Origin of the sequence: Cryobacterium ruanii (assembly GCF_004404055.1) — a bacterium.
GTDB classification, from domain to species: Bacteria; Actinomycetota; Actinomycetes; order Actinomycetales; family Microbacteriaceae; genus Cryobacterium; species Cryobacterium ruanii.
The window spans coordinates 113,923-135,761 of record NZ_SOHK01000024.1 but is presented as its reverse complement, the minus strand read 5'-3'; the positions used below and the strand labels follow the sequence as shown (position 1 = coordinate 135,761).

The 21,839-nt window shown below is 66.4% G+C and carries 24 protein-coding genes, 2 tRNA genes and 1 riboswitch; of the genes, 9 read left to right on the top strand and 17 right to left on the bottom strand.

The genetic code is table 11. From position 1 onward, the window contains the following. Positions 1–32 precede the first annotated feature (32 nt). From E3T47_RS16855 to E3T47_RS15530, 3 genes are all read right to left on the bottom strand, one after another. On the bottom strand, positions 33–251 hold the full coding sequence (locus E3T47_RS16855; protein WP_422386508.1) for a tyrosine-type recombinase/integrase: 219 nt from the start codon (positions 249–251) through the stop codon (positions 33–35). Positions 252–905: 654 nt separating this feature from the next. Continuing rightward, positions 906–1,142, bottom strand: a complete 237-nt coding sequence (locus tag E3T47_RS15535; RefSeq protein WP_134556939.1) for a helix-turn-helix domain-containing protein — start codon at positions 1,140–1,142, stop codon at positions 906–908. 172 nt (positions 1,143–1,314) lie between these two features. After that, positions 1,315–1,387: transfer RNA gene (locus tag E3T47_RS15530), tRNA-Arg, on the bottom strand. A gap of 69 nt (positions 1,388–1,456) precedes the next feature. Between E3T47_RS15530 and E3T47_RS15525 the strand changes: the two genes are divergently transcribed. Further along, positions 1,457–1,831, top strand: coding sequence for a hypothetical protein (locus E3T47_RS15525; RefSeq protein ID WP_134556938.1), 375 nt, complete (start codon positions 1,457–1,459; stop codon positions 1,829–1,831). 31 nt (positions 1,832–1,862) lie between these two features. Here the strand turns inward: E3T47_RS15525 and E3T47_RS15520 are convergent, their stop codons facing one another. After that, positions 1,863–2,993 (bottom strand): 3-isopropylmalate dehydrogenase, encoded by a 1,131-nt coding sequence (locus E3T47_RS15520; RefSeq protein ID WP_134556937.1) that lies wholly within the window; start codon positions 2,991–2,993, stop codon positions 1,863–1,865. 130 nt (positions 2,994–3,123) lie between these two features. Between E3T47_RS15520 and E3T47_RS15515 the strand changes: the two genes are divergently transcribed. Together E3T47_RS15515 and E3T47_RS15510 are read left to right on the top strand one after the other, a co-directional pair. After that, positions 3,124–4,572, top strand: coding sequence for an aldehyde dehydrogenase family protein (locus tag E3T47_RS15515; RefSeq protein ID WP_241982310.1), 1,449 nt, complete (start codon positions 3,124–3,126; stop codon positions 4,570–4,572). 34 nt (positions 4,573–4,606) lie between these two features. Continuing rightward, positions 4,607–5,380, top strand: coding sequence for an SDR family NAD(P)-dependent oxidoreductase (locus tag E3T47_RS15510; RefSeq protein ID WP_134556936.1), 774 nt, complete (start codon positions 4,607–4,609; stop codon positions 5,378–5,380). 10 nt (positions 5,381–5,390) lie between these two features. Here E3T47_RS15510 and E3T47_RS15505 read toward each other — a convergent pair whose 3' ends face one another. The 5 genes from E3T47_RS15505 to E3T47_RS15485 form a co-directional block, all read right to left on the bottom strand. Continuing rightward, positions 5,391–6,824, bottom strand: coding sequence for an amidase (locus E3T47_RS15505; RefSeq protein WP_134556935.1), 1,434 nt, complete (start codon positions 6,822–6,824; stop codon positions 5,391–5,393). Between the two features lie 37 nt (positions 6,825–6,861). After that, positions 6,862–8,637, bottom strand: coding sequence for a dipeptide ABC transporter ATP-binding protein (locus E3T47_RS15500; protein WP_134556934.1), 1,776 nt, complete (start codon positions 8,635–8,637; stop codon positions 6,862–6,864). Continuing rightward, a complete protein-coding gene (locus E3T47_RS15495) occupies positions 8,634–9,524 on the bottom strand; it encodes an ABC transporter permease (protein ID WP_134556933.1) in 891 nt (296 codons plus the stop codon). Before E3T47_RS15495 ends, E3T47_RS15500 begins: the two co-directional genes overlap by 4 nt. Beyond that, positions 9,521–10,468: an ABC transporter permease gene (locus tag E3T47_RS15490; protein ID WP_134556932.1), complete on the bottom strand. Its 948-nt coding sequence runs from the start codon at positions 10,466–10,468 to the stop codon at positions 9,521–9,523. The genes E3T47_RS15495 and E3T47_RS15490 overlap by 4 nt, the downstream gene beginning before the upstream one ends. A gap of 112 nt (positions 10,469–10,580) precedes the next feature. Then, the gene (locus E3T47_RS15485; RefSeq protein WP_241982309.1) at positions 10,581–12,068 is read right to left on the bottom strand and encodes an ABC transporter substrate-binding protein; all 1,488 of its coding nucleotides are present in this window, start codon (positions 12,066–12,068) and stop codon (positions 10,581–10,583) included. A gap of 229 nt (positions 12,069–12,297) precedes the next feature. Here E3T47_RS15485 and E3T47_RS15480 point away from each other — a divergent pair, with 229 nt between their 5' ends. Further along, on the top strand, positions 12,298–13,062 hold the full coding sequence (locus E3T47_RS15480) for a FadR/GntR family transcriptional regulator (RefSeq protein WP_134556931.1): 765 nt from the start codon (positions 12,298–12,300) through the stop codon (positions 13,060–13,062). A 7-nt stretch (positions 13,063–13,069) separates the two neighbouring features. On the opposite strand, the gene E3T47_RS15475 is transcribed toward E3T47_RS15480, so the two are convergent. Then, entirely contained in the window at positions 13,070–13,330 is a 261-nt protein-coding gene (locus E3T47_RS15475; RefSeq protein WP_134556930.1) for a thioredoxin family protein, read from the bottom strand. An 82-nt stretch (positions 13,331–13,412) separates the two neighbouring features. Here E3T47_RS15475 and orn point away from each other — a divergent pair, with 82 nt between their 5' ends. The 4 genes from orn to E3T47_RS15455 all read left to right on the top strand — a co-directional run bounded on the left by orn (position 13,413) and on the right by E3T47_RS15455 (position 15,929). After that, positions 13,413–14,087 carry an oligoribonuclease gene (gene orn / locus E3T47_RS15470; protein WP_134556929.1) on the top strand — a complete coding sequence of 225 codons (675 nt, stop codon included), beginning with the start codon at positions 13,413–13,415 and terminating at the stop codon, positions 14,085–14,087. A 44-nt stretch (positions 14,088–14,131) separates the two neighbouring features. Further along, positions 14,132–14,207: transfer RNA gene (locus E3T47_RS15465), tRNA-His, on the top strand. 57 nt (positions 14,208–14,264) lie between these two features. After that, positions 14,265–14,615, top strand: coding sequence for a metallopeptidase family protein (locus tag E3T47_RS15460; RefSeq protein WP_134556928.1), 351 nt, complete (start codon positions 14,265–14,267; stop codon positions 14,613–14,615). A 24-nt stretch (positions 14,616–14,639) separates the two neighbouring features. Further along, a complete protein-coding gene (locus E3T47_RS15455) occupies positions 14,640–15,929 on the top strand; it encodes a D-alanyl-D-alanine carboxypeptidase family protein (protein WP_134556927.1) in 1,290 nt (429 codons plus the stop codon). Between the two features lie 6 nt (positions 15,930–15,935). Here E3T47_RS15455 and E3T47_RS15450 read toward each other — a convergent pair whose 3' ends face one another. From E3T47_RS15450 to E3T47_RS15430, 5 genes are read right to left on the bottom strand one after another with little or no spacing between them, the layout of a single operon-like run. Next, positions 15,936–16,199: a hypothetical protein gene (locus tag E3T47_RS15450; protein ID WP_134556926.1), complete on the bottom strand. Its 264-nt coding sequence runs from the start codon at positions 16,197–16,199 to the stop codon at positions 15,936–15,938. 28 nt (positions 16,200–16,227) lie between these two features. Next, on the bottom strand, positions 16,228–16,809 hold the full coding sequence (locus E3T47_RS15445) for an AAA family ATPase (RefSeq protein WP_241982308.1): 582 nt from the start codon (positions 16,807–16,809) through the stop codon (positions 16,228–16,230). After that, on the bottom strand, positions 16,802–17,596 hold the full coding sequence (locus E3T47_RS15440; protein ID WP_134556924.1) for an energy-coupling factor transporter transmembrane component T family protein: 795 nt from the start codon (positions 17,594–17,596) through the stop codon (positions 16,802–16,804). Before E3T47_RS15440 ends, E3T47_RS15445 begins: the two co-directional genes overlap by 8 nt. Further along, complete coding sequence (locus E3T47_RS15435; protein ID WP_422386507.1) at positions 17,593–19,113, bottom strand: ABC transporter ATP-binding protein; 1,521 nt, start codon at positions 19,111–19,113, stop codon at positions 17,593–17,595. Before E3T47_RS15435 ends, E3T47_RS15440 begins: the two co-directional genes overlap by 4 nt. Before the next feature lie 3 nt (positions 19,114–19,116). Further along, a complete protein-coding gene (locus E3T47_RS15430) occupies positions 19,117–19,761 on the bottom strand; it encodes an ECF transporter S component (protein WP_134556923.1) in 645 nt (214 codons plus the stop codon). A 32-nt stretch (positions 19,762–19,793) separates the two neighbouring features. After that, positions 19,794–19,903: riboswitch (TPP riboswitch) on the bottom strand. 7 nt (positions 19,904–19,910) lie between these two features. On the opposite strand from E3T47_RS15430, the gene E3T47_RS15425 reads away from it, so the two are divergent. Further along, positions 19,911–20,186, top strand: a complete 276-nt coding sequence (locus tag E3T47_RS15425; protein ID WP_134556922.1) for a hypothetical protein — start codon at positions 19,911–19,913, stop codon at positions 20,184–20,186. Positions 20,187–20,250: 64 nt separating this feature from the next. Here E3T47_RS15425 and E3T47_RS15420 read toward each other — a convergent pair whose 3' ends face one another. Beyond that, the gene (locus E3T47_RS15420) at positions 20,251–20,577 is read right to left on the bottom strand and encodes a hypothetical protein (RefSeq protein WP_134556921.1); all 327 of its coding nucleotides are present in this window, start codon (positions 20,575–20,577) and stop codon (positions 20,251–20,253) included. Between the two features lie 18 nt (positions 20,578–20,595). Then, positions 20,596–21,804: a DNA polymerase IV gene (gene dinB / locus E3T47_RS15415; protein WP_134556920.1), complete on the bottom strand. Its 1,209-nt coding sequence runs from the start codon at positions 21,802–21,804 to the stop codon at positions 20,596–20,598. Between the last annotated feature and the right edge of the window lie 35 nt (positions 21,805–21,839).

Genomic DNA, 21,839 nt, shown 5'->3' with positions numbered 1-21,839 from the left:
CGACGTTGGCGTTTAGAGGATCAAGGTATTCTTTACGAAGGCGAAGCCAGTCGCTGCAGCACCGTCGCCGGCTCGGATTTTACGGCGCGGTCAGGCTCCGCGTAGTGCGCCTTTGTCGTCGACATCGACGTGTGTCCGAGTACATCGGCCGCAACCTGCATACCCAGTTCGCTGGCGAGCAGCGTCGCCCCCGTTCGGCGAAAGGCGTGGGGGGTGATCCCCATGGTTTCGAGGCCAGCGTTCCGGAGAATCTCGCGGAATGTGCGCCGGACGTTGTGCGGCGGGAGTGGCTTGCCGTTCCGCTGTGCGCCAGTCGCGGGCCGCGAGGCGGATTGCGGCTACCTGATCCGGCGTGAGCGCCTTCGGGGTGTGCTGGGGCTTCTTCATCCGCGATGTTTCCTTCACGGGATTGCGCGCGATGATTCCCCGCCGCACCGCAAACCCCAGCACCATGCTGAGGATCGTGCGGGAGTGCTTGGCTCGCGTGTACGAGATCGCGCGCTGCACCTTCAGGAAAAGCTCAATGCGGCCGACGGTCACCTCGCGAACCGTGAAGTGCTCGAAAAAGGGAAGCACGAGCCCGCGCAGCTCGTTCTCGTAGACGGTTTTTGTACCGTTCGCGCGGTCGACGTCGAGCATCAGGTCCTCCAGCCAGGCCTCGGCCAGCATTCTGAACGGCGAGCCCGCGTTCGCTGAATCGCCGACGTTACCGACGCGCATACGCGCGGCCAGCTCGACCTTGAGCGCGGTCTCCGCCGCGTTGCGACTCGAGCCGGTCGCGGTGACTTGCCTCGACTGACCGTCCCAGTCGCGGAAACGAGCCGTCGCCCGGAAACGCCCTGCACCGACCTCGGTCGTCTTTATCGCGCCGAACGTACTAATCGGCAGTCGTGGTCGGCCGGCCATCAGCGCTCGCCCCCGCGGCCGCCCATGAACGGGACGGGCTCGTGAAGACCGTCCAGCCACCGAAGAACATCGGAGACGCGGTAGCGAATCTCCTGTCCGACTCGAATGCCGGATGGGCCGCGGCCATCGGTACGCAGGTCGTAGATCGCCTGCACGTGCACACCGAGATACTTGGCGAGCTCGCTCGTCGTAAGTACGGGCTCCAAACCGAGCCCCGAGAGACTTGTAGCATCCATAACCCGTAGGTGCCCAAGGTCACACCAGGTGAATCGAACTGGGTCGCGTACCTTCTCTCCGAGCGCCCACAAGGGGGGGCGCCGCGGAATAAACGTTGAATAAACGTTGAGTGAATCAAGTCTTGCCCCTTCGGCGAGGACAAGAAACCCTGGTCAGACGATTTTTTCTCGGTGCCCCCGGTAGGAATCGAACCTACGACAATCGGATTAGAAGGCCGGTGCTCTATCCACTGAGCTACGGGGGCGAGTTCACTCAAGGTTACCAACCCCTAAGCTGATCCCACACCAGCCGCCGCACCCGCACGAGGAGCACCATGACCGATCAGGCTCGCCACAATTCCATTGACGAAAAAGCGGCGAAGACACAAACAGCGGGATCGAGCACGCTCGGGTCGGTTCTCGTCACCAGTGCGCTCCTGCTGCTCAGTGTCGCACTCGCCTGGGTGCTCGGCATCATGGGAATCTTACTGGCCGTGACGAACTGCTCGGCGGCCGACTGTAGCGGGTTGACGATCGGCTCGGGCATCGCCACATTCGGTCCGGCGGCAGTGGTTCTCATCAGCATTGTGATCTCGATCGTTCGCCTGGTTCAGCGGCGCCGTGCTTTCTGGGTTCCGATCATCGGCATGGTCGTGGCCGTGCTTATGACGGTTCTCGGCGGCGCGGTCGCATTCGTGTCGATCGGCTGAAGAACCTCTCAACCACCGAGCACCCGACCCATCAGCGTAGGGCTGCGAGGTCGTCCATGACGGAATAGCCGGGAACAGCGGGAACGAGCGCGTTGCTCTGCACGAGTGACGCTATCTCCCGGCCCAGCTGCGCGGTCGACAACCCCATGCCAGGTCCGGCGGTCGCCGGCAACTGGGCCAGGATGTGCACGGCAGCCGCCTCGACCGCTCGGGCCGCGGCGCCTTCGCCGAGGTGAGCGAGGCACATGGCGGTCGAGAGCACCGCCCCGATCGGGTTGGCCCAGCCCCGCCCGGCAATGTCGGGAGCTGAACCGTGAATGGCCTCGAACATGCTCGGGCCGGACCCATCGAGGTTGAGATTTGCGCTCGCGGCGACGCCGAGGCCGCCCTGGACGGCCGCGCCGAGATCGGTGATGATGTCGCCGAAGAGGTTGTCGGTCACGACAACGTTGAAGCGTTCCGGAGTCGTCGGCAGGTAGAAGCACAGGGCGTCGACGTGCACATAGTCCACCGGAACGGTCGGAAAGCGCACACTGACGTCGTCGACCGTCGACTGCCAGAGGATGCCGGCCTCGACCAGGATGTTCTTCTTGTGGCACAGGGTCAGCGTGCCACCCCGCCGTTCTGCCAAGCGAAACGCGAACTCGACCACACGCTCGACGCCCATGCGGGTGTTGACCGATTCCTGCACGGCGACGGCGTGCGGGGTGCCGGCATGCACCGTCGATCCACGCCCAACGTAGGAACCCTCAGTGTTCTCCCGCACGATCACGAGGTCGCAGCGTTCCGGGGTGAGGCCGGCGATGGGCGTGGTGACGCCCGGATACAGCTTGACCGGTCTCAGGTTCACCGCCTGCTGAAAGCTGCGTCGCATCTCGAGGATGAAGCCGCGTTCCAGAATGCCCGGCGCGACGGCCGGGTCACCCATGGCGCCGAACAGAATGGCGTCCTGACCGCGCAGCTGGTCCTGCAGGGCGGGAGTCCAGAGTTCGCCGGTGGCCAGGTAGTGCCGGGCACCGGCCGAAATCTCGGTGAGTTCGGCCCGAAATCCGAACTCCGACTGCGCGGCGGCAAGCACCTCGAGTGAGGCATCGATCACCTCGGGACCGATTCCGTCCCCGCGGATCACGGCGAGCCGGTGGACTTTCGCGGTGCTGGCCATGGCGTTCTCCTTCTGGATGAATGAGTGACGCGGCAGGTCATTGACCTGGTGATCGCCACTCGATACTCTAGTTAGGTTACTGGTCAGACCAGTAGATTTACCAGCACCTTCTGACAGAAAGTGGTCTTTCGTGGCATCGTTCCCGATTCCCTACCCGGCCGGGCTTCCCATCGGCGAGAGCTGGCTGGACTGTTCCGAGCAGCAGGAGATCGTGTTTCCCTACGACGGCTCCTCCGTCGCGCTGGCACCGGTCGGCTCCGTTCAGCATGCCGTGCTCGCAGTGGATGCGGCCGCCTCGGTACGCGCGGAACTGGCCGGGCTGAGCACGGGCATCCGTCGTACCCTGCTCATCGGCATTCACGACGCCCTCATCGAGCGAACCGATGAATTCGAGCAGCTGCTCGTACTCGAGACCGGCAAACCGCTCGCGGACTGCCGCACCGAGGTTGCCCGTGCCCTCACCACCTGGTCGGCTTGCGCCGAAGAGATCGCCCACCTGCACGGCGAGACCGTTCCGCTCGACCTGCAGCCGAGCGGTGTGGGCATGATCGGCTACTGGACGCGTCGTCCGGCCGGAATCGTCGTTGGCATCACCGGCTTCAACTACCCTCTTCTGCTGGCCAGCCACAAGCTGGCTCCCGCACTGGCGGCGGGCTGCCCGATCATCATCAAACCGGCCCCGAACACTCCGCTGACCACGCTGTGGGCGGTCGACCTCATTCGCGGGGTACTGCGCGACCAGGGGGTCTCGACCGCGGCCGTTCAGCTCGTTACGGGTGGTATCGCGGTCGGCGAGGCCCTAGTACGTGATCCGCGTGTGGCCGTGATCTCCTTCACCGGCTCGGCCGCCGTCGGGCACCAGATTGCCCGCGACGCCGCGCCACGCCAGGTCGTGCTCGAGCTCGGCGCCAACACCGCCCTCATCGTGGCGAGCGACGCCGATGTGGAGCGAGCGGTCGACGCGGTGATTCGCGGCGGCTTCTATGCCAACGGTCAGGCCTGCATCTCGGTGCAGCGCATTCTGGTGCACGATACGATCGCCGACGAATTCGAGCGGATGCTCCTCGCTCGCCTCCCCGAGGTGCGCGTCGGTGATCCCCGCGACGACAGCACCCGGGTGGCACCGGTCATCAACGAGGCTTCAACCGAGCGGATCCTGGCCTGGATCAGCGCTGCCCGGGCGAGCGGGGCCCGCGTTCTGGCCGGCGGCCACGCGGTGGAGCGCAGCATCGCTCCGACCGTGTTGACGGATGTTCCGCACGACGCCCTGGCCTGGTGCGAGGAAATCTTCGGGCCGGTCGTGGTGCTGCAGCGCATCTCCGACCTGGGGTCGGCCATCGAGCTGGTCAACCGCTCGCGCTACGGCCTGCAAGCGGCCATCTTCACCAGATCGCTGCAGCGCGCCTTTCGGACCATCAACGAGCTGGAAGTCGGCGGCGTCGTGGTCAACGAGATTCCCGGCTTTCGCTCCGACATAATGCCCTACGGCGGTGTCAAGGATTCCGGCACAGGCCGGGAAGGGCCACGGTTCGCCATCGAGGAGTTCACCGTCACCCGCATGGCCATGATCCGCCCGTAATTCAGCCGCCGGTCAGCAGCAGAGAAAGAACCCAGTGAACTACACCCAACTGTTCCAATTTTCCGGTCGCCGCGTACTCGTGATCGGCGCCGGCAGCGGCATCGGCCGCGAGAGCGCCCTCGCCCTGCACGCCCACGGCGCCACGGTCATCTGCGCCGACCGTGATGCCCAAAGCGTGGCAGCCACCGCGGCGAAGCTCGGCGCCGGAGCCAGCTCGCTGCAACTCGACGTGCTCGACCAGGACGCCGTGCAGGCTGTCGCCCACGAGCTGACCGACCTCGCCGCCCTCGTATTCACCGCCGCCACCAACGTGCGAAAGCGCATCGCCGACTACACGCTCGACGAGTTCGATCGCGTCGTGAATCTCAACCTGCGCGCCGCTTTCGTGCTGATCCAGGCCTTCGCGCCGATCATGGCCACCAACGGCGGCGGCAGCATCATCGGCTTCTCGTCGATTCGCGCCGTCACGGTCGAGCCCGGCCAGGGGGTCTACGCCGCGACCAAGGCCGGTCTGGTGCAGCTGTTGCGCACCGCCGCCGCCGAATATGGGCCGGCCGGGGTTCGGGTGAACGCGATCTCCCCCGGCGTCGTGGAAACACCGCTGACGGCCCAGATCAAGAACGATCCCGAGTGGTACAACGCCTACGCCGCCAAGAGCGCGCTCGGGCGCTGGTCGACACCGGGCGAACTGGCCGGTGCCGTGGTCTACCTCGCCTCGGACGCGTCGCGGTTCGTCACCGGTTCGGTGCTCACCGTCGACGGCGGTTGGACGGCCGTCGACGGCCGGTTCGACCCACCGAACGGCTAGCACCGGTCGGTCAGCGCGCCAGCTGGCCCACCGAGTGAAACGGCCACACGGGCTCGGCAGCCGATGGCCGTGCCTGCTCGTACCAGTGCGTGGCCCGCAGCACTGCGAGATCCTCGAAGCGACGCCCGGCAATGTGCAGCCCGATCGGGCGTCCGTCGGTCGTGAACCCGCAGTTCACCGAGCTGGCCGGCTGCTCCGAGAAGTTGTACGGCGCGGTGAACGCGATGTGATCGAGCGAGGTGGCCGCGTCATTGGTCGGCATGGGCCACTCCGCGGCAAAAGCGGCGACCGGCGATACCGGTGACAGCACCACGTCGTAAGGAGCCGTGACCGCGACGGTCGCCGCGCGCAGATCCTGGATGCTCTGGTAGCACCGGAGAACCTCGGTGCCCGACACCCCCGACCCGGCCAGCACCCAGTCGCGGATGAAGTCCAGCACCATCGCCTGCCGCGCCGGTTCGAGCACCTCATAATCGGCCAGGGACCGTACCCGCAGGAACAGATCCAGGTCGGCAAGGTATTTTTCGGTCATCGGCGGCGCAATCTCCTCGACGATCGCGCCGGCCGCCGCAAAGAGTTCCACCGCCTGCAGAACGGATGCCGCTACCTCGGGGTCGGTCGCGAGGCCCGCCCCGCCCGCGAGGTGATAGGCCACCGTCAATCCGGCGACGCCCGTTTCGGGGCTGTGCACGTCGGTCCAGTCCAGCTTCTGCTCGCCGAGACCGGTGTAGTCGCGCAGGTCCGGGCGGGCGAGCACTCCCAGGAACAGGGCCGCGTCATCCACTGTTCTAGTGAGCGGTCCAGCCACCCGGCCCATGTAGGGCGGCTCGATGGCGACGCGGCCGAAACTCGGTTTGAGGGTGACAAGCCCGAGCCAGGTGGCCGGCAGCCGCAGGGACCCGCCAATGTCGGAGCCGACATGCAGTGGGCCGATTCCGGCTGCAGCGGCAGCGCCGGCGCCGCCGCTCGACCCGCCCACCGTCCAGGCCGGATTCCACGGACTGTGGGTGATTCCGTGCAGGCTCGACACGCCGGAGGACAGCATGCCGTAGTCGGGCATGACCGTGACGCCGAAGATGACACCTCCGGCCTCCCGAATGCGCGCGGCGCTCGGCCCGTCGACGGTCTCGACCGGTGCGTCGAACTTGGCGGCGGTGCCGGACGGCTGGCTGAAGCCGCGTACCGCGACGTTCTCCTTGATGCTGACAGGCACGCCGTCGATCGTTCCGAGCGGAGTTCCGGTGGCCCAGCGTCGTGCACTGGCGGCAGCGGCGGCGAGCGCTCCGGCTCGGTCGAGGCCCCAGAAACAGTTCAGCTCGGGCTGCAGCCGCTCGGCCTTGTCGAGCACCGCGGCTGTCACCTCGACCGGGGACAGGTCGCCGCTCTGGTAGCGCGCTACGAGTTCGGTCGCCGGCAGGCATTCGATGGGCGCGGTCTCGGTCATGGTGACTCTTCCAATGGGTCAGTGGAGCGGGTGAAAATCAGGCGATAACGCGTCTGGCCAGTTCGTCCATGGACGGCGTCGCGCTGACCAGCTGCCGGGTGTACGGGTGCAGGGGGCGGTCGTAGACGCTCGCGGTGGGCCCGCACTCGACGATGCGGCCGTCGGAGATGACGGCCACGGTGTCGCAGAGGTGTCGGATGACACCGAGGTCGTGGGAGACGAACACGAGCGTGAGCTGGTATTCGTCGACCAGGTCGGCAAGCAGGTTGAGAACCTGGGCCCGCACCGACACGTCGAGGGCGCTGACCGCTTCGTCTGCGACCAGCACGCGCGGCCGGGTGATGAGCGCCCGCGCGATGGAGATACGCTGCCGTTGGCCCCCGGAGAACTGGTGCGGATGCCGGTGCATCACGTCGGCGTCGAGGCCGACAGCGGCCAGTTGGGCTTCCACCCGGGCCTGAGCCTCGGCCCTGCCGACGTGGTGCAACGGTTCGGCGACGATGTCGCGCACCTTCATGCGCGGATCCAGCGACCCCATCGGGTCCTGAAACACGATCTGTACCTGGCTGCGAAAGTCACGCAGTTGCCGTTCCGACGCTCCCCCGATCGACTGCCCGAGCACGTCGACTGCCCCGGACGTGGGCTGATCGAGGGCGCAGAGGATACGCATGAGCGTGGATTTTCCGGAACCGGATTCACCGACGATGCCGAACCGCTGGCCCTCCGCCACGTCGAACGATACCTCGCGCAGGCCGTGCACGATCGGTGCCGGGGCGAACAGGCCGCCGCCGCGTCGCCGGTACTGCCGGCTGAGGCCGCGCACCCGAATGGCTCCGGCACCGGCGACCTCGTTGAAGATCACCGGCGGACCGCCCTGTTCCAGGCGCTGGTGTGCGGCGCGGTGCGGTAGCAGGATCGGCGCTGCCGCGGCATCCGCTTGACTCGGGCGAGGCGAGGATGCTGCCGCAGGCGGGGTGGCGATGACGGGCATGGACATCGTATGCAGTCGGCCGCGGTCGTCGACCGAGGAGAGATCGGAGGCCGCGATGAGTTTTCGGGTATACGGATGCTGCGGCGCGGTCAACACGCGCCCGACCGGTCCGTCCTCGACGATGTCGCCCTGGTACATGACGAGCACCCGCTGGCAGACCTCAGCGACCACCGCGATGTCATGGGTGATCAGCAGCAGCGCGGTACCCCGGTCGGTGACGAGGTCGCCGATGAGTTTCAGCACCTCGGCCTGCACGGTGACGTCGAGCGCCGTGGTCGGTTCGTCGCACAAAAGGAGCTGCGGATCATTGGCCAGGGCCATCGCGAGCATGACGCGCTGGCGTTGCCCGCCAGACAGCTGGTGCGGAAACGCGAGGGCCGCCTCAGCGGGGTTCGGCAGTTTGACCCGGGCCAGCAGTTCGACCGCGCGTTGACGAGCCTGCCGCCGACCGCGCTCGGTGCGGTGCACCATCATGATCTCGGCCACCTGGGCTCCGACCCGCATGAGCGGGTTCAGGGCGGTCATCGGCTCCTGGAACACCATCGCCATGGTGTTGCCGCGCAACCGGTTGAGCCGACGCTCGCTTGCGGTGAGCAGGTCGGCATCGATGCCGTTCAGGTTTATCGTGCCGGTAGCCATCAGGGTTTCCGGCAGCAACCCCATAACGGATGTCGCGGTGAGCGACTTTCCCGAACCGGACTCCCCGATCAGGCCGACGCGTTCGCCGGCTGCGATCTCGAAGCTGATGCCGTGCAGCAGTTCGTTGAAGGGCGAACCGACCCGCAGGTCCTTCACGCTGAGGGTGGGTGTGCTCGGGGTCATCGTTTCACCTGCATCTTGGGGTCGAAGCGATCGCGGAGGCCGTCACCGAGTAGGTTGAAGCCGAGCACCGCGATGGCGATGGCGATTCCCGGCCAGACGATGAGCAGCGGCTCGATGAACAGGTAGCCCTGCGCGTCCTGCAGCATGCGCCCCCAGGACGGCGTGGGTGGAGGCGTGCCGAGCCCCAGGTAGGAGAGGGCGGCCTCGGCGAGCACAGCGATGCCGAATGAAACGGATGCCTGCACGATGAGCATGCCGCTGATGTTGGGCAGCACGTGCCGCATCCCGATGAACAGGCCGCTCTTGCCGGAGGCACGGGCGGCCTGCACGTATTCACGGCTCATGATCTGCATGGTGCCACTGCGGGCGATGAGGGCGAAGGCGGGTGCCGTGCCGATGCCGAGCGCGACCATGGCGGTGACCGTGCCGGCGCCGAAGATTGCACCGAAGATGATCGCGAGCAGCAGGGCGGGGAAGGCGAGGGAAATGTCGTTGCCGCGCATCATGAACTGGTCGAGTCGGCCCGGATTCATGCCGGCCACGATGCCGAAGGGAACGCCGAGCACAGCGGCCAGGCCGACCGCTACCGTGCCGACGAGCAGTGAGATTTGTGCGCCGCGCAGGATGGAGCTGAAAACATCGCGCCCGAAACTGTCGGTGCCGAACAGGTGTTCCGCGCCGGGCGAAAGCAGGATGGAATCCGGGAAGACCCCCTCCGGGTCGAACGGTGTCCAGAACGCTGACACGACGGCGGCGAGTACCACGAGGCCGATGAGAGCGAGTCCGGCCCAGAGCGTGGCCCCGCCTCCGGCTCGTTCTGGCGGTGTGCGGCGCGGCGCGGGGCGCGGCTTGGTTGCGGAGCCAGCTTGGGGTTCGCTGGCGGTCATGAGACGCTCCGAAGCCGAGGGTCGATCAGCGTGAAGGCCAGGTCAACGAGAAAGTTCAGCAGCAGCACGAAAACGACGAGCACGAGCACGATGCCCTGCACAGCGGGGAGGTCGCGCAGGGCGACCTTGTCGAGCAGCAGGCTGCCGAGGCCGGGAATGCTGAACACCCGCTCGATCACCACGGCACCGACGAGGAGGGTAGCGATCTGCAGGCCGAGCACGGTCATCACCGGAACGGCAGCGTTGCGCAGCCCGTGCCGAAACAGAGCCCGCCCCGCGCCGAGGCCCTTGGCCCGGGCGGTGCGAATGAAGTCTTCCCGCATCACTTCCAATACCGAGGAGCGCACGTAGCGGCTCAGCACGGCGCCCTGCACGCTGCCGAGGGCGATCGCGGGCAGGATGAGGTGCTCGAGGAAGCCCCCGAAATCGTTGCCCGGGTCGACCCAGCCGCCCGCCGGCAGCCAGCGGAGCGTCACGGCGAAAACCGTGACGAGCAGCATCCCGGCTAGGAACCCCGGTACGGCGACACCGATCTGACTGATGCCCGACAGGATGGCACCGTCGGGCTTTCGCTGCCGCACCGCGGTCAGGATTCCGAAGGGGATCGCGAAGAGCAGGGCCAGCACGACGCTGGTCAGCACGAGGATCACCGTGATGCCGAGGGCATCCGTTATCTCGGGGCCGATCGCCTGGCGGCTCACGGTGGAGGTACCGAATTCACCGATGAGCACGTGCCCGAACCAGTCCAGGTAGCGCACGATCGCGGGGCGATCCAGTCCCATGGCCGTGGCCTGTGCGGCGACATCCGCTTCGGTCGCCTGCACGCCCAGGGCGATGCGGGCGGCGTCGCCGGGCAAAATCGACAGCATCAGGAACGTCACGACCGAGGCCACGATGACCGTGGTGGCGAACACACCGAGGCGACGCAGGACCACGAGAACCATAACGGGACTCTCCTCTGACTCATTCACGGTTGGCACGTGCTCAGAAAACTCCGCGCCAACCGCTGGAACAATAACCGTACGCGTACCGGCCCAGACGTTGGCCCACGCGTGCCTACCGTGCGATGGTCGACAGGTCCAGTGCGAGGCTCGGCGTGTTCTTCGGCACACCGATCAGGTCGGCGTCGGCGAGGGAGATGGCCGGCTGCAGGTAGAGCCAGTTGGCGGCGGCTTCCTCGGCCATGGTCGTCGTGACCTCCTTCATCATGTCGATGTAGGAGGTCGGGTCGGCGGCATCAGCTTCGGCGAATTTGGCCATCACCGAGGGCGAGTCGTAGCCCGCATAGTAGGTGGGCGCGGCGAAGACGGTCACATCGCGCGGCTCGCTGTGCATGATGAGCGACATGTCGTAGTCGTGGTTGGAGAACACCTCGTCGAGCCATACAGCGGGAAATTCGAGGGCCGTCACGTCGGCCGTGATGCCGACCTTGGCGAGCTGGTCCTTGACCACCTGGGCGGCGGCCACGGCGTAGGGCAGGTTGGGGATCTTGAAGGCGACGGTCAGGTCGCTGACGCCGGCCTCGGCCAGGAGCTCGGTGGCCTGGTCGGGATCGTACGGGTAGAGATCGGCGAGGCTCTCGTCGTACCAGGGGTCGGTCGGCGGAACCATGGAGCCGATCAGCAGGCCGTAGCCGCTGTTCGCCGTGTCCATGACGGCCTGGCGGTCGATGGCATACATGACGGCCTGCCGAACCCGAACGTCGCTGAAGGCGTCGCTCACGTTGTTCATCGACAGCGTCACCTCACCCGTACTGGCGCCTTCGAGCACCTGGAAGTCGGTGTTGGACTTGAACTGGTCGACCAGTTGAAACTGCGAGATCCCCGCCACGAGGTTGATATCGCCGCTCAGCAGCGCGTTGGTCTGCGCGGTCGCGTCGGTGAAGTAGCGCAGGGTCACGTCGGTCATGTACGGAGCCTCGCCCCAATAGTCGGCGTTGGCGGCGAGCACGAGGCTGTCGCCGGTTTTAAACGAACTGACCGTGTACGGGCCGGTACCGACCGGGGCCGTAGCGAGGTCGGCAAGACCGGATTCGGTGAACATGGTACCGACCGGACCGCTCATGTTGAACAGCCAGCTGTTGCTGGGCTTCGACAGTGTGATGCGCGCTTCCGTGTCGCTGACCGCCTCAATGCTGGCGATCGGGTCGAGGTAGGCGGGTCCGTTGGCAGTCCAGTTGTCCTTGACGCGCTCGAGACTGAACTTGACACTTTCCGCCGTAAAGGGCGACCCGTCGGAGAAGGTCACACCCTCGTGCAGCAGGAAGTCGTAGACCAGCCCGTCGTCGCTGACCGTCCACGATTCGGCGAGCAGGGGGATGATGGCCCCATCGTTGTCCAGTTTCACCAGCCCCTCGTAAACGTTGTAGAGCAGCGCCTGCGGAATTGCCGCACCGGCGGTCGTGGTGTAATCGAGGTTGCCCGGAGTGGCCAGCAGACCCACAGTCAACGATGTGTCAGCGTCCGCCTCGTTCGTGCTCGAGCCGTCGGAACAACCAACCAGGGCCACGAACGCGACCATGACCGCGGCCATACTGGCGAACATGCTTCGCTGGGTGTGTGCCCTCATTCGAACGTGCTCCTCTGGTTCGGCTGGCCCGACGAAGATCGGCCAGAATTGCTGCAGGAAATACGGTGGAAATATGCCGTGTACACCGGTGAAAACTATGGTCAGACCAGTACACTCTGTACCAAAGTCAGCTTTACATGTAGATCCCAGATCGTCAAGATCGACCCCGATATTGACCCCGGGTCGCAACCTCGAGAAAGTGCAGATGACCCACAAAGTCGCATTCACAGCCGTCAAAACCGTCAAGGCCTACGAGCGCGTCGTCGAGCAGATCGAAACAGCTATCAGCAAGCGGGAGCTGCGCCCGGGCGATCGCCTGCCGAGTGAGCGCGAACTGATGCTGACCTTCGAGGTGAGCCGGTCGACGATTCGTGAAGCCCTACGCGTACTCGAGAGTACCGGACTTGTGCGCTCGCGCCCGGGTGACCCGCGCGGGCCCGAAGTGCTCCAGGCGTCGCCAGCCATCCTCACGAAAACCGTCAACCGCCTGGTGCGGCTGGAAACCATCGCCCTGTCGGAACTCGTGGAGTTTCGCATCATGCTCGAGGGTGCGGCCTGCACTCTGGCCGCCCAGCACCGCACCGAGCCGCAATTGCAGGCCATGCGTACGGCGGTCGATGCGATGCAGGCGGAGGTGGCACACGGACCGGTCGCATTCAGCCGAGCGGATGTCGCCTTTCACGAGAGCGTCTGGGCGGCCAGTCACAACCAACTCATGCAGATCTGCGGGGAAGCGACCCGCGGCGCCCTCATCGACATGGTCATCGGCGAACTCGATCGTGCACCCGATTCCCAGGCCAGAATGGAACTGTCCCTGGCCCACGATCGCGAAATTCTGGCCGCGATCTCGGCGGGCGACGGATCGACCGCCGGACGACTGGCCCGTTCCTTCGTCATCGAGTACTACGGCGACATCATCTCGCCGGAGAACCGAGCGGCACTCGGCAACGTTGATGAAGTCCCCGCCTAAAACCAGCTCAGAGCGCCTTCGCGGCCGCGACGAGAACCTGCGCGAGGGTGGGAACCCCGGCCGCGCGAAAGACCTCGGTGCCGTCGCCGTTGCTGATGATGACCGTGGGTGTGTTGCGAATGCGCAGCGCCTCGGCTTGCTCGGGGGCGCCGGCAACATCGATTTCGCGCACCGTCGCACCGGGCACCAGCCGCTTCGCTTCGGCGAGCACCGCCCGCGTCTGCATGCACGGTTCGCAGAATGACGACGAATACAGTGTGAATTCCATCAGGGCCTCGCAGGTCGTGCGTTGAACGTCGGTAGCGTTCCAGTTTACAGGCCAAGTCGCAGGCCACCGGTAGACTCGGGGGATGACGAACAGCACGACTGGTGAAGCACCGACGACTGCCCCCGCTACCTCCCCGACGTCGAAGAGTCCCGATCGCCTGGTCTGGATCGACTGCGAGATGACCGGGCTCGACCTGGACCGCGACGAGCTCGTCGAGATTGCCGTCGTCATCACCGACTACGACCTCAATGTGATGGACCCCGGGCTCGACATCATCATCAAGCCCAACGACTCGGCCCTCGAGAACATGGGTGACTTCGTGCGCAACATGCACACGTCCTCTGGTCTCATTGCCGAGATCCCGAACGGAGTCAGCGCCGCCGAGGCCGAGTTTCTGGTTCTGGAATACGTGTTGAAGTTCATCCCGGCCGAGCAGAAGGCCCCGCTCGCCGGTAACTCCATCGGCACCGACCGTGCCTTCCTCACTCGGTACATGCCGCGTCTCGACAATCAGCTGCACTACCGCAACGTCGACGTGTCGTCGATCAAGGAACTCGCCCGACGCTGGTACCCGCGGGTGTATTTCAACGCCCCAGCCAAGGACGGCGGACACCGCGCTCTGGCCGACATTCTCGAATCGATCCGCGAGCTCGCGTACTACCGCCAGACGGTGTTCGTGGCCGACCCCGGACCGACGAGCGACGAAGCCAAGTCGCACGCGGCCGAGGTTGTGCACTTATTCGCCTCCGAGGTGTAATAGGATAACGGAGTTGCCCTGAGTCGTAGACACGGGGACGCATGGTGGGTATAGCTCAGTTGGCAGAGCGCCTGGTTGTGGTCCAGGAGGTCGCGGGTTCAATCCCCGTTACTCACCCCAATGAATTTCAGCACGTTCCTCCCTCATGGGGCCTCTTGCTGTTGAGAGCAGCTGTCGATGTTCAATCTTGACGCGTCCGAGTTTGAGAGCCTGGTCGTTGACGAGCTCGACCTTCTGCCCGACGACATGGTCGACGGCCTCGACAACGTGATCTTCGTAGTCGAAGACCGACCCGAAGACGGCACGCTGGACACCCTCGGGCTGTACGACGGGGTCGCACTGACCGAGCGTGGCCAGTACGGCTTTGGTGAGATGCCCGATCGAATCGTGCTGTACCGGGAGCCGCTGCTGGCGATCTGCGACACCCTTGACGATCTGCACGATGAAATTCACATCACCCTGGTTCATGAAATCGCCCATTTCTACGGCATTGACGACGACAGGCTGCACGAACTCGGCTGGGGCTAGGCTCCGGCGGTCTAGCCTAAAGACATGAGTTCCTTCCGTCCCGGCCGTCTGCTTGGCATCCTGGTCGGAACCGTCGTGATTCTCGGCCTCGGCGTTTACGGTCCAGCGACGCTGCTCGGGCCCCTGCCGGCCGTCACGGCCATCAGGGTCACCCCCGCCGCCACCAGCACGACGCCCACTCCCCCCGTGCTCTCCCCCAATGGCGCGAGCGCCATCGCCGTGCTGGCCGCCACGACGAGCGATTCCTCCGGCACGACATCCACCGGCGCAGACGGCACCACGGTGTCAGAACCGATCGCGACGGCCGGCCTCGACCAGGCACTCCCGATGGCGTCCATTGCCAAGGTCGTGACCGCCCTCGTCGTTCTCGACGCCAAACCCATTGCGGCGGGAGAGTCCGGCCCCATCGTGACGCTCACCGCAGCCGACTTTCAGAGCTACCTCGACTACAACAAGGCCGGCGCACGCTCGGTCGCGGTCTTCGCCGACGAGCAGTGGACCCAGCTCGAGCTATTGCAGGCGCTGCTGCTCGGGTCGAGCAACAACCATGCCGACAGTGTCGCCCGGTGGGCGTTCGGCTCGGTCGACGCCTACGTCGTCGCTGCCAACGCCTGGCTCGACGACAACGGGATGACCGGCTCCGTCGTTATCGACGCCACCGGGCTTCACGATGCGAGCGTCGGTACCGCCACCGACCTGGCCCACCTGGCAGGACTCGCCGCGACCGACCCGGTGGTGTCTGCGATGCTGGCGAGTCCCGCATCCGCTCTGGCGAACCGTCGCGGTGTGGAGAACACCACCTCGTACCTGGCCGAGGAAGGCATCACGGGCATATCGCGCAGTTATACCGACGCCGCCGGGGTCTGTTTTCTGTTCACCGCCCGGGTGAGTGACGGCGCGTCGAGCTTCACGTTCTCGGGTGCCTATATCGGTGAACCGACCTACGATGCGCTCACGGCGGATCTGACCGCCCTCATGGCGAGCGCGCGGGCCGGAGTGGGCCCGCTTCCGGTGCTGGCCGCCGGCGACGCCTACGCGACGTTTCGGTCAGCGTGGGGTGATGAAGCCTCGGCCGTGGTCGGCGTCTCGCGAACCCGCTATGCCTGGCAGGCCGCCACCCCGGAGGCTGCGAAGGTCACGCTCGAGGACTTCGCCACCGCCCGCACCGGTTCGAACGTCGGTCAGGTGCGGCTCACCGTGGCCGGAGAAAAACTCTCGGCCGCCCTCAAACTCGATGAGGGCATCGCCGACCCGGGCCCTGGCTGGCGGCTGCTACACCCGATCGTGATGATTACGGCCCTGCTCGACCAATAGGCCAGGTTAGAGCGGTTCTACCTCGGTGTCGACCGGGTCGCTCTCGCTCTGGTCGAAGGCGTAGCGCACGCGGCGTTGCCCGTTCAGGTCTCGTTCGTCGACCTCGTCGTACCAGAACACCGACTCGAGGCCGGCGACGGCGGCGACCATGCTGATGCGGGACGCGTGTTTTCCCCGCACGAGCGCCCGGGAATCAATCTGGCCCTCGAGCGGGCCGTCGATGAACTCGGCGATATACAGGGTCGGGGTTTCGCTGTCAGGATTACTCATGGCACACAATCTAGTCCTGTGCTGCGAGTTAGGTGCCAGCCCGCAACCGCACGGTTGCGCGACCCTCAGGACTTTCCCGCTCGAGATAGCTTGCCCATTCCTGCTGCCACTGGTCCCAATGGGCGCGAAACGCTTCTCCGTCGCGGTCGAGCGCACGTCGTTTGCGCAGCGCGTCATCGGCTGCCAGCCAGACCCGCACCTGGCCGAGCGGTTCGTGGGCGGCCGCGAGGGTTCCGCAGCCCTCCACGATCAGCGGGCGGGCCGCGTCAAGCGGATGCCACTCCGCCGCCTCATTATCGCTCCAGTCATAGCGCTGCCAGGCCGCGGGCAACCCGTCGTGTCGCGGTTGCAGAACGTGGCGCTGCAGGTGCCGGACGGCCGCGTCGAGTCCGTCCCAGCCGGGATAGATGTCGTCCATCCGCACGAGCTGGGGGCGGACCGTGCCCGGCCAGTGTTCCACGAGGGCATCGGCAAGGGTGCTCTTGCCCGCACCGCTCGGCCCGTCGATGAGAATCACCGGGTTCGATCCGGCAGCGGCGACGGCCTGTTGCAGGGGGCCCAACAACGGGGTGAAGTCCCGGGCGGCCGGCTCGAAAACGGCGTCAGGCAAGAATGAAACTCCACGTTTCGGCCCAAACCGCGACCCCGATGGCGATGCCGGCGATCCCCAGCCCGATGCCGACGAGAATCGCATCGGGCGCACGAACCCTGGACGGCCGGGCCCAGGTGCGGGGCGCATCGCTGCCGAAACCGCGCGCTTCCATGGCCGTGGCCAGTTTGCTCCCGCGACGAACCGAGATCACCAGCAGGGAGAACGCCGGACCGAAGAACCGGCGGGCGGCGCCTCGTACGCCGCCGCCATCCCCGACCCCCCTGGCCCGCCTAGCGAGGGTGAGCGAGTGCCAGTCTTCGATGAACATGCCCACGAGCCGCAGCCCGGCCAGCCCGCCAAGGACGAACCGAGCCGGCAAGCGCAACACCTGCGCGAGGCCGTCGGCAAGGTCGGTCGGATCGGTCGTGGCGAGCAGCACAATGCCGGGCAAGCCAATGGCGAGCACACGCAACCCGATGGCCAGCCCGAGCTGGGCCGAACCCTCGGTCACCGAGATGAACCCGAACTGCCAGAGTAGCGCGCCGGAGTCTTCGCCATAGAGGATCGTCGTGATCGAGGCCATGGGCGCCGCGATCCACACCGGCGCGGTGCGCAGCCAGAATTGCCTGGCGCTCAATCCGCACCAGAGTAAGAGCAGGCACTCAAGCAGCAGGGCCACGCCCGCCGAAACCCAGTCGATCGACAGCAGCAGGGCGCAGCTCACAATGAGGGCCACGGCGAGCTTGGCCACGGGGTTGAGGCGAGCGACCACACTCGGACGGATCGTCGGGGTCAACAGGCTCACAGCGCACCCGACCCGAGCCGGATCGGTTCGGGGGTGCCCAGGCGGTATTCCTCGTCAGCGAGGGCGCTGACGAACTGGGCGTCATGCGTGACGGCCACGAGGGCGGTTCCCTCGTCGAGCAGCTCGGCCAACAGGGTCACAAGTTCCTGCCAGGTGCGGGAATCCTGCCCGAAGGTCGGCTCATCGAGCACGAGCAGGCGGGGGCGGGTCGCGAGAACGGTGGCGACGGACATCCGTCTCTTTTCGCCGCCCGACAGGGTGAATGGGTTGGCGTCGGCGAGGTGGTCGAGTCGCAGCCGGTGCATCAGTTCATCGACGCGGCTGGTCAGTTCCGTCTGGCTGAGCCCGAGGGCGCGTGGCCCGATCGATAGGTCACCCAACACCGTCGCGGCCAGAAATTGGTGTTCCGGGTCTTGAAAGACGGTTCCGATGCGGGACAGCAACTGCTGGGAACGCCAGCGGTGCGGCTCGGAAATGATACCGGCCGCAAAAGTGCCACTCGCGTGCAGTGTTCCCCCGGCCGGCTTCAGTAATCCGGCCAGTGTGAGGGCGAGGGTGGATTTTCCGGCGCCGTTGGGGCCGGTCACAACCGTGGCGGTGCCGGAGCAGAGGTTGAGGGTGATGCCATCGGCGACAACGGATGCTGCGCGCCGACCAAACGGAACGCGACCGACCGCAAGTCCCTCGGCCCGCAGCAGGGTCTGCGCCGCAGCGATCGGATGGCGCTTCGGAAATCGGGGTGGCAGGGCGGGAACCCAGACGCCAGCCTGCGCCAATTGTTCGCCCTGGCTCGCCAGGATTTCGCGGGGGGGACCGTCGGCCAGCACACCGCCGGCCGGGTCGAGCACGATGAGGCGGTCGACGACGTCCTGCCAGACCTCGACCCGGTGTTCGATGACGACAAACGTAGCCCCCGAGTGGTCGAGGGACCGCACGACGGCGTCGCGAACGTCGATGACGCCATTCGGGTCAAGGTTCGCGGTCGGTTCGTCGAGCAGCAGCAGCCCGGGCTGCATGGCAAGCACGCCGGCCAGTGCGAGTCGCTGTTTCTGGCCGCCGCTCAGGCTCGAGGTGGGGTGGTCGAGGGGCAGGTCCAGGCGGACCTCGGCCAGGGCACGCCGCACCCGCAGCCAGATCTCGGCGCGCGGAACGGCGAGGTTCTCGCAGCCGAACGCGACGTCGTCACCGACCCGAGCGAGCACGACCTGCGAGTCCGGATCCTGCAGCACGAGTCCGACCCGTCCCCGAGCCTCGGCCGCGCGGCAGCCGTCGATGAGCAGACTGCCGGTCTCGTCTCCGTCTTCAGCGTCGCCGAGCACCCCGGCCAGCGCGTGCACCAGGGTGCTCTTGCCGGCACCGCTGGCGCCAAGCAGCAATACCCGCTCGCCGGGCTCGATCTGCAGGTCCAGCCCGGAGACCGCCTGACTGTGGCGCCCGGCGTGGCGCCAGCCCCAGTCGCGGGCTCGAATCTGCACGGCTCGAATCTGCGGGCCGCGCGCGGGCATGGTTTTCGGCATCCGCTAGTTGGGCGCGACGGCGGGCGCTCGCGACCCTTCCCGACCGGCAGCGAAACGGCTCAGCGCACCGGTGCGGGCAAGGCCGCGCACGGCGAGCCAGGACAGCAAACCGGCGAGCACGGTGCCCGACACGACAGCGGAGACAAAATAAACGGCCTTGTAGCCGAAATCCAGTGCTGCATAGCTCGTGAAGGACGTGTCGAGAAGACCCACCGCCACACCGGCGCCCGCGCCCGCGAGCAGGGCTACGCCAAGCCGCCAGTTGGAATACAGGAAGAGTGCGAGGATGATCTCGGCACCCAAACCTTCGACGACGCCCCAGATGAGGGTGGAGAATCCCCACTGGGTGCCGATCAGCATCGACACGACGGCGGCGACAACCTCGGTGTACACGGCCGCGCCGGGCTTGCGAATGATGAGCCCGCCGAGCACTCCGGCGAACAACCAGCCGCCGGCGAGGAGGCCTTCGAGGCCGGGCGTGAACGCGAGTATCGCGCTGAGCGGGGACCAGGCCAGGCCCCAGGCCCAGAAGATGACCCCGCTCGCAACGCCGATGACGCTCGCGACGACGATGTCGACGACGCGCCAGCGAAAGTTGCGTGGTTTCTTCGCCGCGACCGGTCGCGTGGATGTGAGTGTAGCGTGCACTGTTCGTGCCCTTTCCGTAGGTGAATACAGGGCACGGGATTGAGAAGCCTCCCTGCGCTGGCATGATCCAGATCAGGTTCGACGGTCGAAGCTTGGTCAGCTTCCTCTCAGCCCGGCATACCGGACTCCCGTGATCACTCTCAATTGTAGTGCCCCGCCTAGACTTGCGGCATGGGGACAATGACATGAGCATCGGCATCCTGCTCGTGCTGGCGGCGCTGTACCTCGTGCTGCTGCGCCGCTTCATTCTGCGGCGGCGCCGCATTGCGCAGGGACTGCCGGTGAGCGCCCCGTGGCATTTTCCGGCCTGGCTCCGTGCGCGGGTGCCGCGCTGGGTGCGGCGACGCTTCGCGCGCCGTCCGCGCTGGCCGCGTCGCATCCGCTCTGCGCGCTGGCCGCGTCGCACGCGTCCGGGTCCACCGTAGGGGCGCGGGCCCAGTTTTCAGACTGGGTCCGCGCACGGGGCCCGGGTCCCGTGCAGCGAGCAGGCTACTTCTTCAGGGCGCGGATCACCCGGGCCAGGGCTCGCCCGGCGACGATAAGGAACGGCACACCGACGGCGAGCAGCGCAATGACGTTGGGCTCGAACCGGGCGGTGCCACCCGACTTCACGTACGCGCCGATCGGCAGCGATACACCGCCACCGCCACCGCCGGATCCGGCACCACCTTCGCCGGCGTCGCCGCCACCGAAGCCGTAGTAGCTCAGGGCCACCGGCACGAGGGTGACGCCGTCGATTTGCACGGGATCACCGTAGGCCGACTTCACGCCGGCGGAACGGAAGGTATCTGCGAGTTTTTCCGGGAGGCTGGTCATTCCAACAGGGTAGCGCGACTAGTGCTTGAAGAACGAGGCTGGACGTACGGTTCCCGCCCCGAAACGTTCGGTCACGGAATCGACGGCGAGCTCCGCGCCCCGCCAATCTTCGTCCGGGTCCCACAGTCCCACCGCCCCCGACGCCGTGCCGAGTTGCTCGGCGCGCACCCCGATCAGGCGCACGCGAATGCCCGACGCGGCCAGCAGGTCGAACGCGGCCACCGCCTCTTCGTAGATGCGCCGGCCGACATTGCTCGGTTCGGCGAGGGTGCGCGACCGGGTGATCGTGCTGAAGTCGGTGTACCGCAATTTGAGCGCGACGCGGCGCGCCACCAGGTCGCTACGCCGCAGCCGAGCGGCCACGAGGTCGCACTGTCGCAGCAGTTCGCTGCGCAGTCGGTCGAGGTCGGTCACATCGTGTTCAAAGGTCACCTCGTGGCCGACACTTTTCTCCTCCCGCTCGAGCGTCACAGCGCGCGGGTCACGTCCCCAGGAGAGTTCGTGCAGCTTCACACCGGATGCCTCCCCCAGCGTTTTCTTCAGCACGTCCAGTGGGGTGTGCGCGATATCGCCGATGAGTTTCAGTCCGAGGCGAGTCAGCGCCTGCTCGGTGGCGGCTCCCACGCCCCAGAGGGCGGTTACCGGCAGCGGATGCAGGAACGCCACCGCCTTCTCGGCCGGAACAACCAACAGGCCGTTGGGTTTGGCCAGGCCGGAAGCGAGTTTGGCGACGAACTTGGTCGACGCCGCGCCGACGGAACAGACCAGTCCGGTCTCGGCGAACACGCGAGCGCGGATGAGTTCGCCGATCATGGCCGGTGAGCCGAACAGGTTGGTCGCGCCGGCCACGTCGAGGAAGGCTTCGTCGATGCCGAGCCGTTCGACGAGCGGGGTCACGTCGTCGAAGATGCTCATGACCCGGGTGGAGAAGTCGCGGTATAACCCCATATGCGGCTCGAGCACGATAGCGTTCGGGCACTGCCGCATAGCGAGGGCCATGGGCATGGCCGAGTTGATGCCGTATTTTCGGGCGATGTAGTTGGCCGCCGTGACGACCGAACGGCCGCCGCGATGGCCGACGATCACCGGCAGGTGCACGTATTCGGGGTGGGAGAGCAGCTCGACCGAGACGAAGAAGGCGTCGAGGTCCACGTGCAGCACGGTGGCGGAACGGTCATCGACGCCCTCCGCCGAGATCTGCCGCCCGCTGCCGTCCTGTCTGCCCACCGGAAAACCCTAACCCGATCCGGGCCATCGGCGAT

Excerpts from the sequence above, each read along its gene's own strand:
- E3T47_RS15535 (WP_134556939.1), bottom strand. The coding sequence starts at position 1,142 with ATGGATGCTACAAGTCTCTCGGGGCTCGGTTTGGAGCCCGTACTTACG.
- E3T47_RS15525 (WP_134556938.1), top strand. The coding sequence starts at position 1,457 with ATGACCGATCAGGCTCGCCACAATTCCATTGACGAAAAAGCGGCGAAG.
- E3T47_RS15520 (WP_134556937.1), bottom strand. The coding sequence starts at position 2,993 with ATGGCCAGCACCGCGAAAGTCCACCGGCTCGCCGTGATCCGCGGGGAC.
- E3T47_RS15505 (WP_134556935.1), bottom strand. The coding sequence starts at position 6,824 with ATGACCGAGACCGCGCCCATCGAATGCCTGCCGGCGACCGAACTCGTA.
- E3T47_RS15500 (WP_134556934.1), bottom strand. The coding sequence starts at position 8,637 with ATGACCCCGAGCACACCCACCCTCAGCGTGAAGGACCTGCGGGTCGGT.
- E3T47_RS15495 (WP_134556933.1), bottom strand. The coding sequence starts at position 9,524 with ATGACCGCCAGCGAACCCCAAGCTGGCTCCGCAACCAAGCCGCGCCCC.
- E3T47_RS15490 (WP_134556932.1), bottom strand. The coding sequence starts at position 10,468 with ATGGTTCTCGTGGTCCTGCGTCGCCTCGGTGTGTTCGCCACCACGGTC.
- E3T47_RS15485 (WP_241982309.1), bottom strand. The coding sequence starts at position 12,068 with ATGTTCGCCAGTATGGCCGCGGTCATGGTCGCGTTCGTGGCCCTGGTT.
- E3T47_RS15480 (WP_134556931.1), top strand. The coding sequence starts at position 12,298 with ATGACCCACAAAGTCGCATTCACAGCCGTCAAAACCGTCAAGGCCTAC.
- E3T47_RS15475 (WP_134556930.1), bottom strand. The coding sequence starts at position 13,330 with ATGGAATTCACACTGTATTCGTCGTCATTCTGCGAACCGTGCATGCAG.
- orn (WP_134556929.1), top strand. The coding sequence starts at position 13,413 with ATGACGAACAGCACGACTGGTGAAGCACCGACGACTGCCCCCGCTACC.
- E3T47_RS15460 (WP_134556928.1), top strand. The coding sequence starts at position 14,265 with ATGTTCAATCTTGACGCGTCCGAGTTTGAGAGCCTGGTCGTTGACGAG.
- E3T47_RS15455 (WP_134556927.1), top strand. The coding sequence starts at position 14,640 with ATGAGTTCCTTCCGTCCCGGCCGTCTGCTTGGCATCCTGGTCGGAACC.
- E3T47_RS15450 (WP_134556926.1), bottom strand. The coding sequence starts at position 16,199 with ATGAGTAATCCTGACAGCGAAACCCCGACCCTGTATATCGCCGAGTTC.
- E3T47_RS15435 (WP_422386507.1), bottom strand. The coding sequence starts at position 19,113 with ATGCCGAAAACCATGCCCGCGCGCGGCCCGCAGATTCGAGCCGTGCAG.
- E3T47_RS15420 (WP_134556921.1), bottom strand. The coding sequence starts at position 20,577 with ATGACCAGCCTCCCGGAAAAACTCGCAGATACCTTCCGTTCCGCCGGC.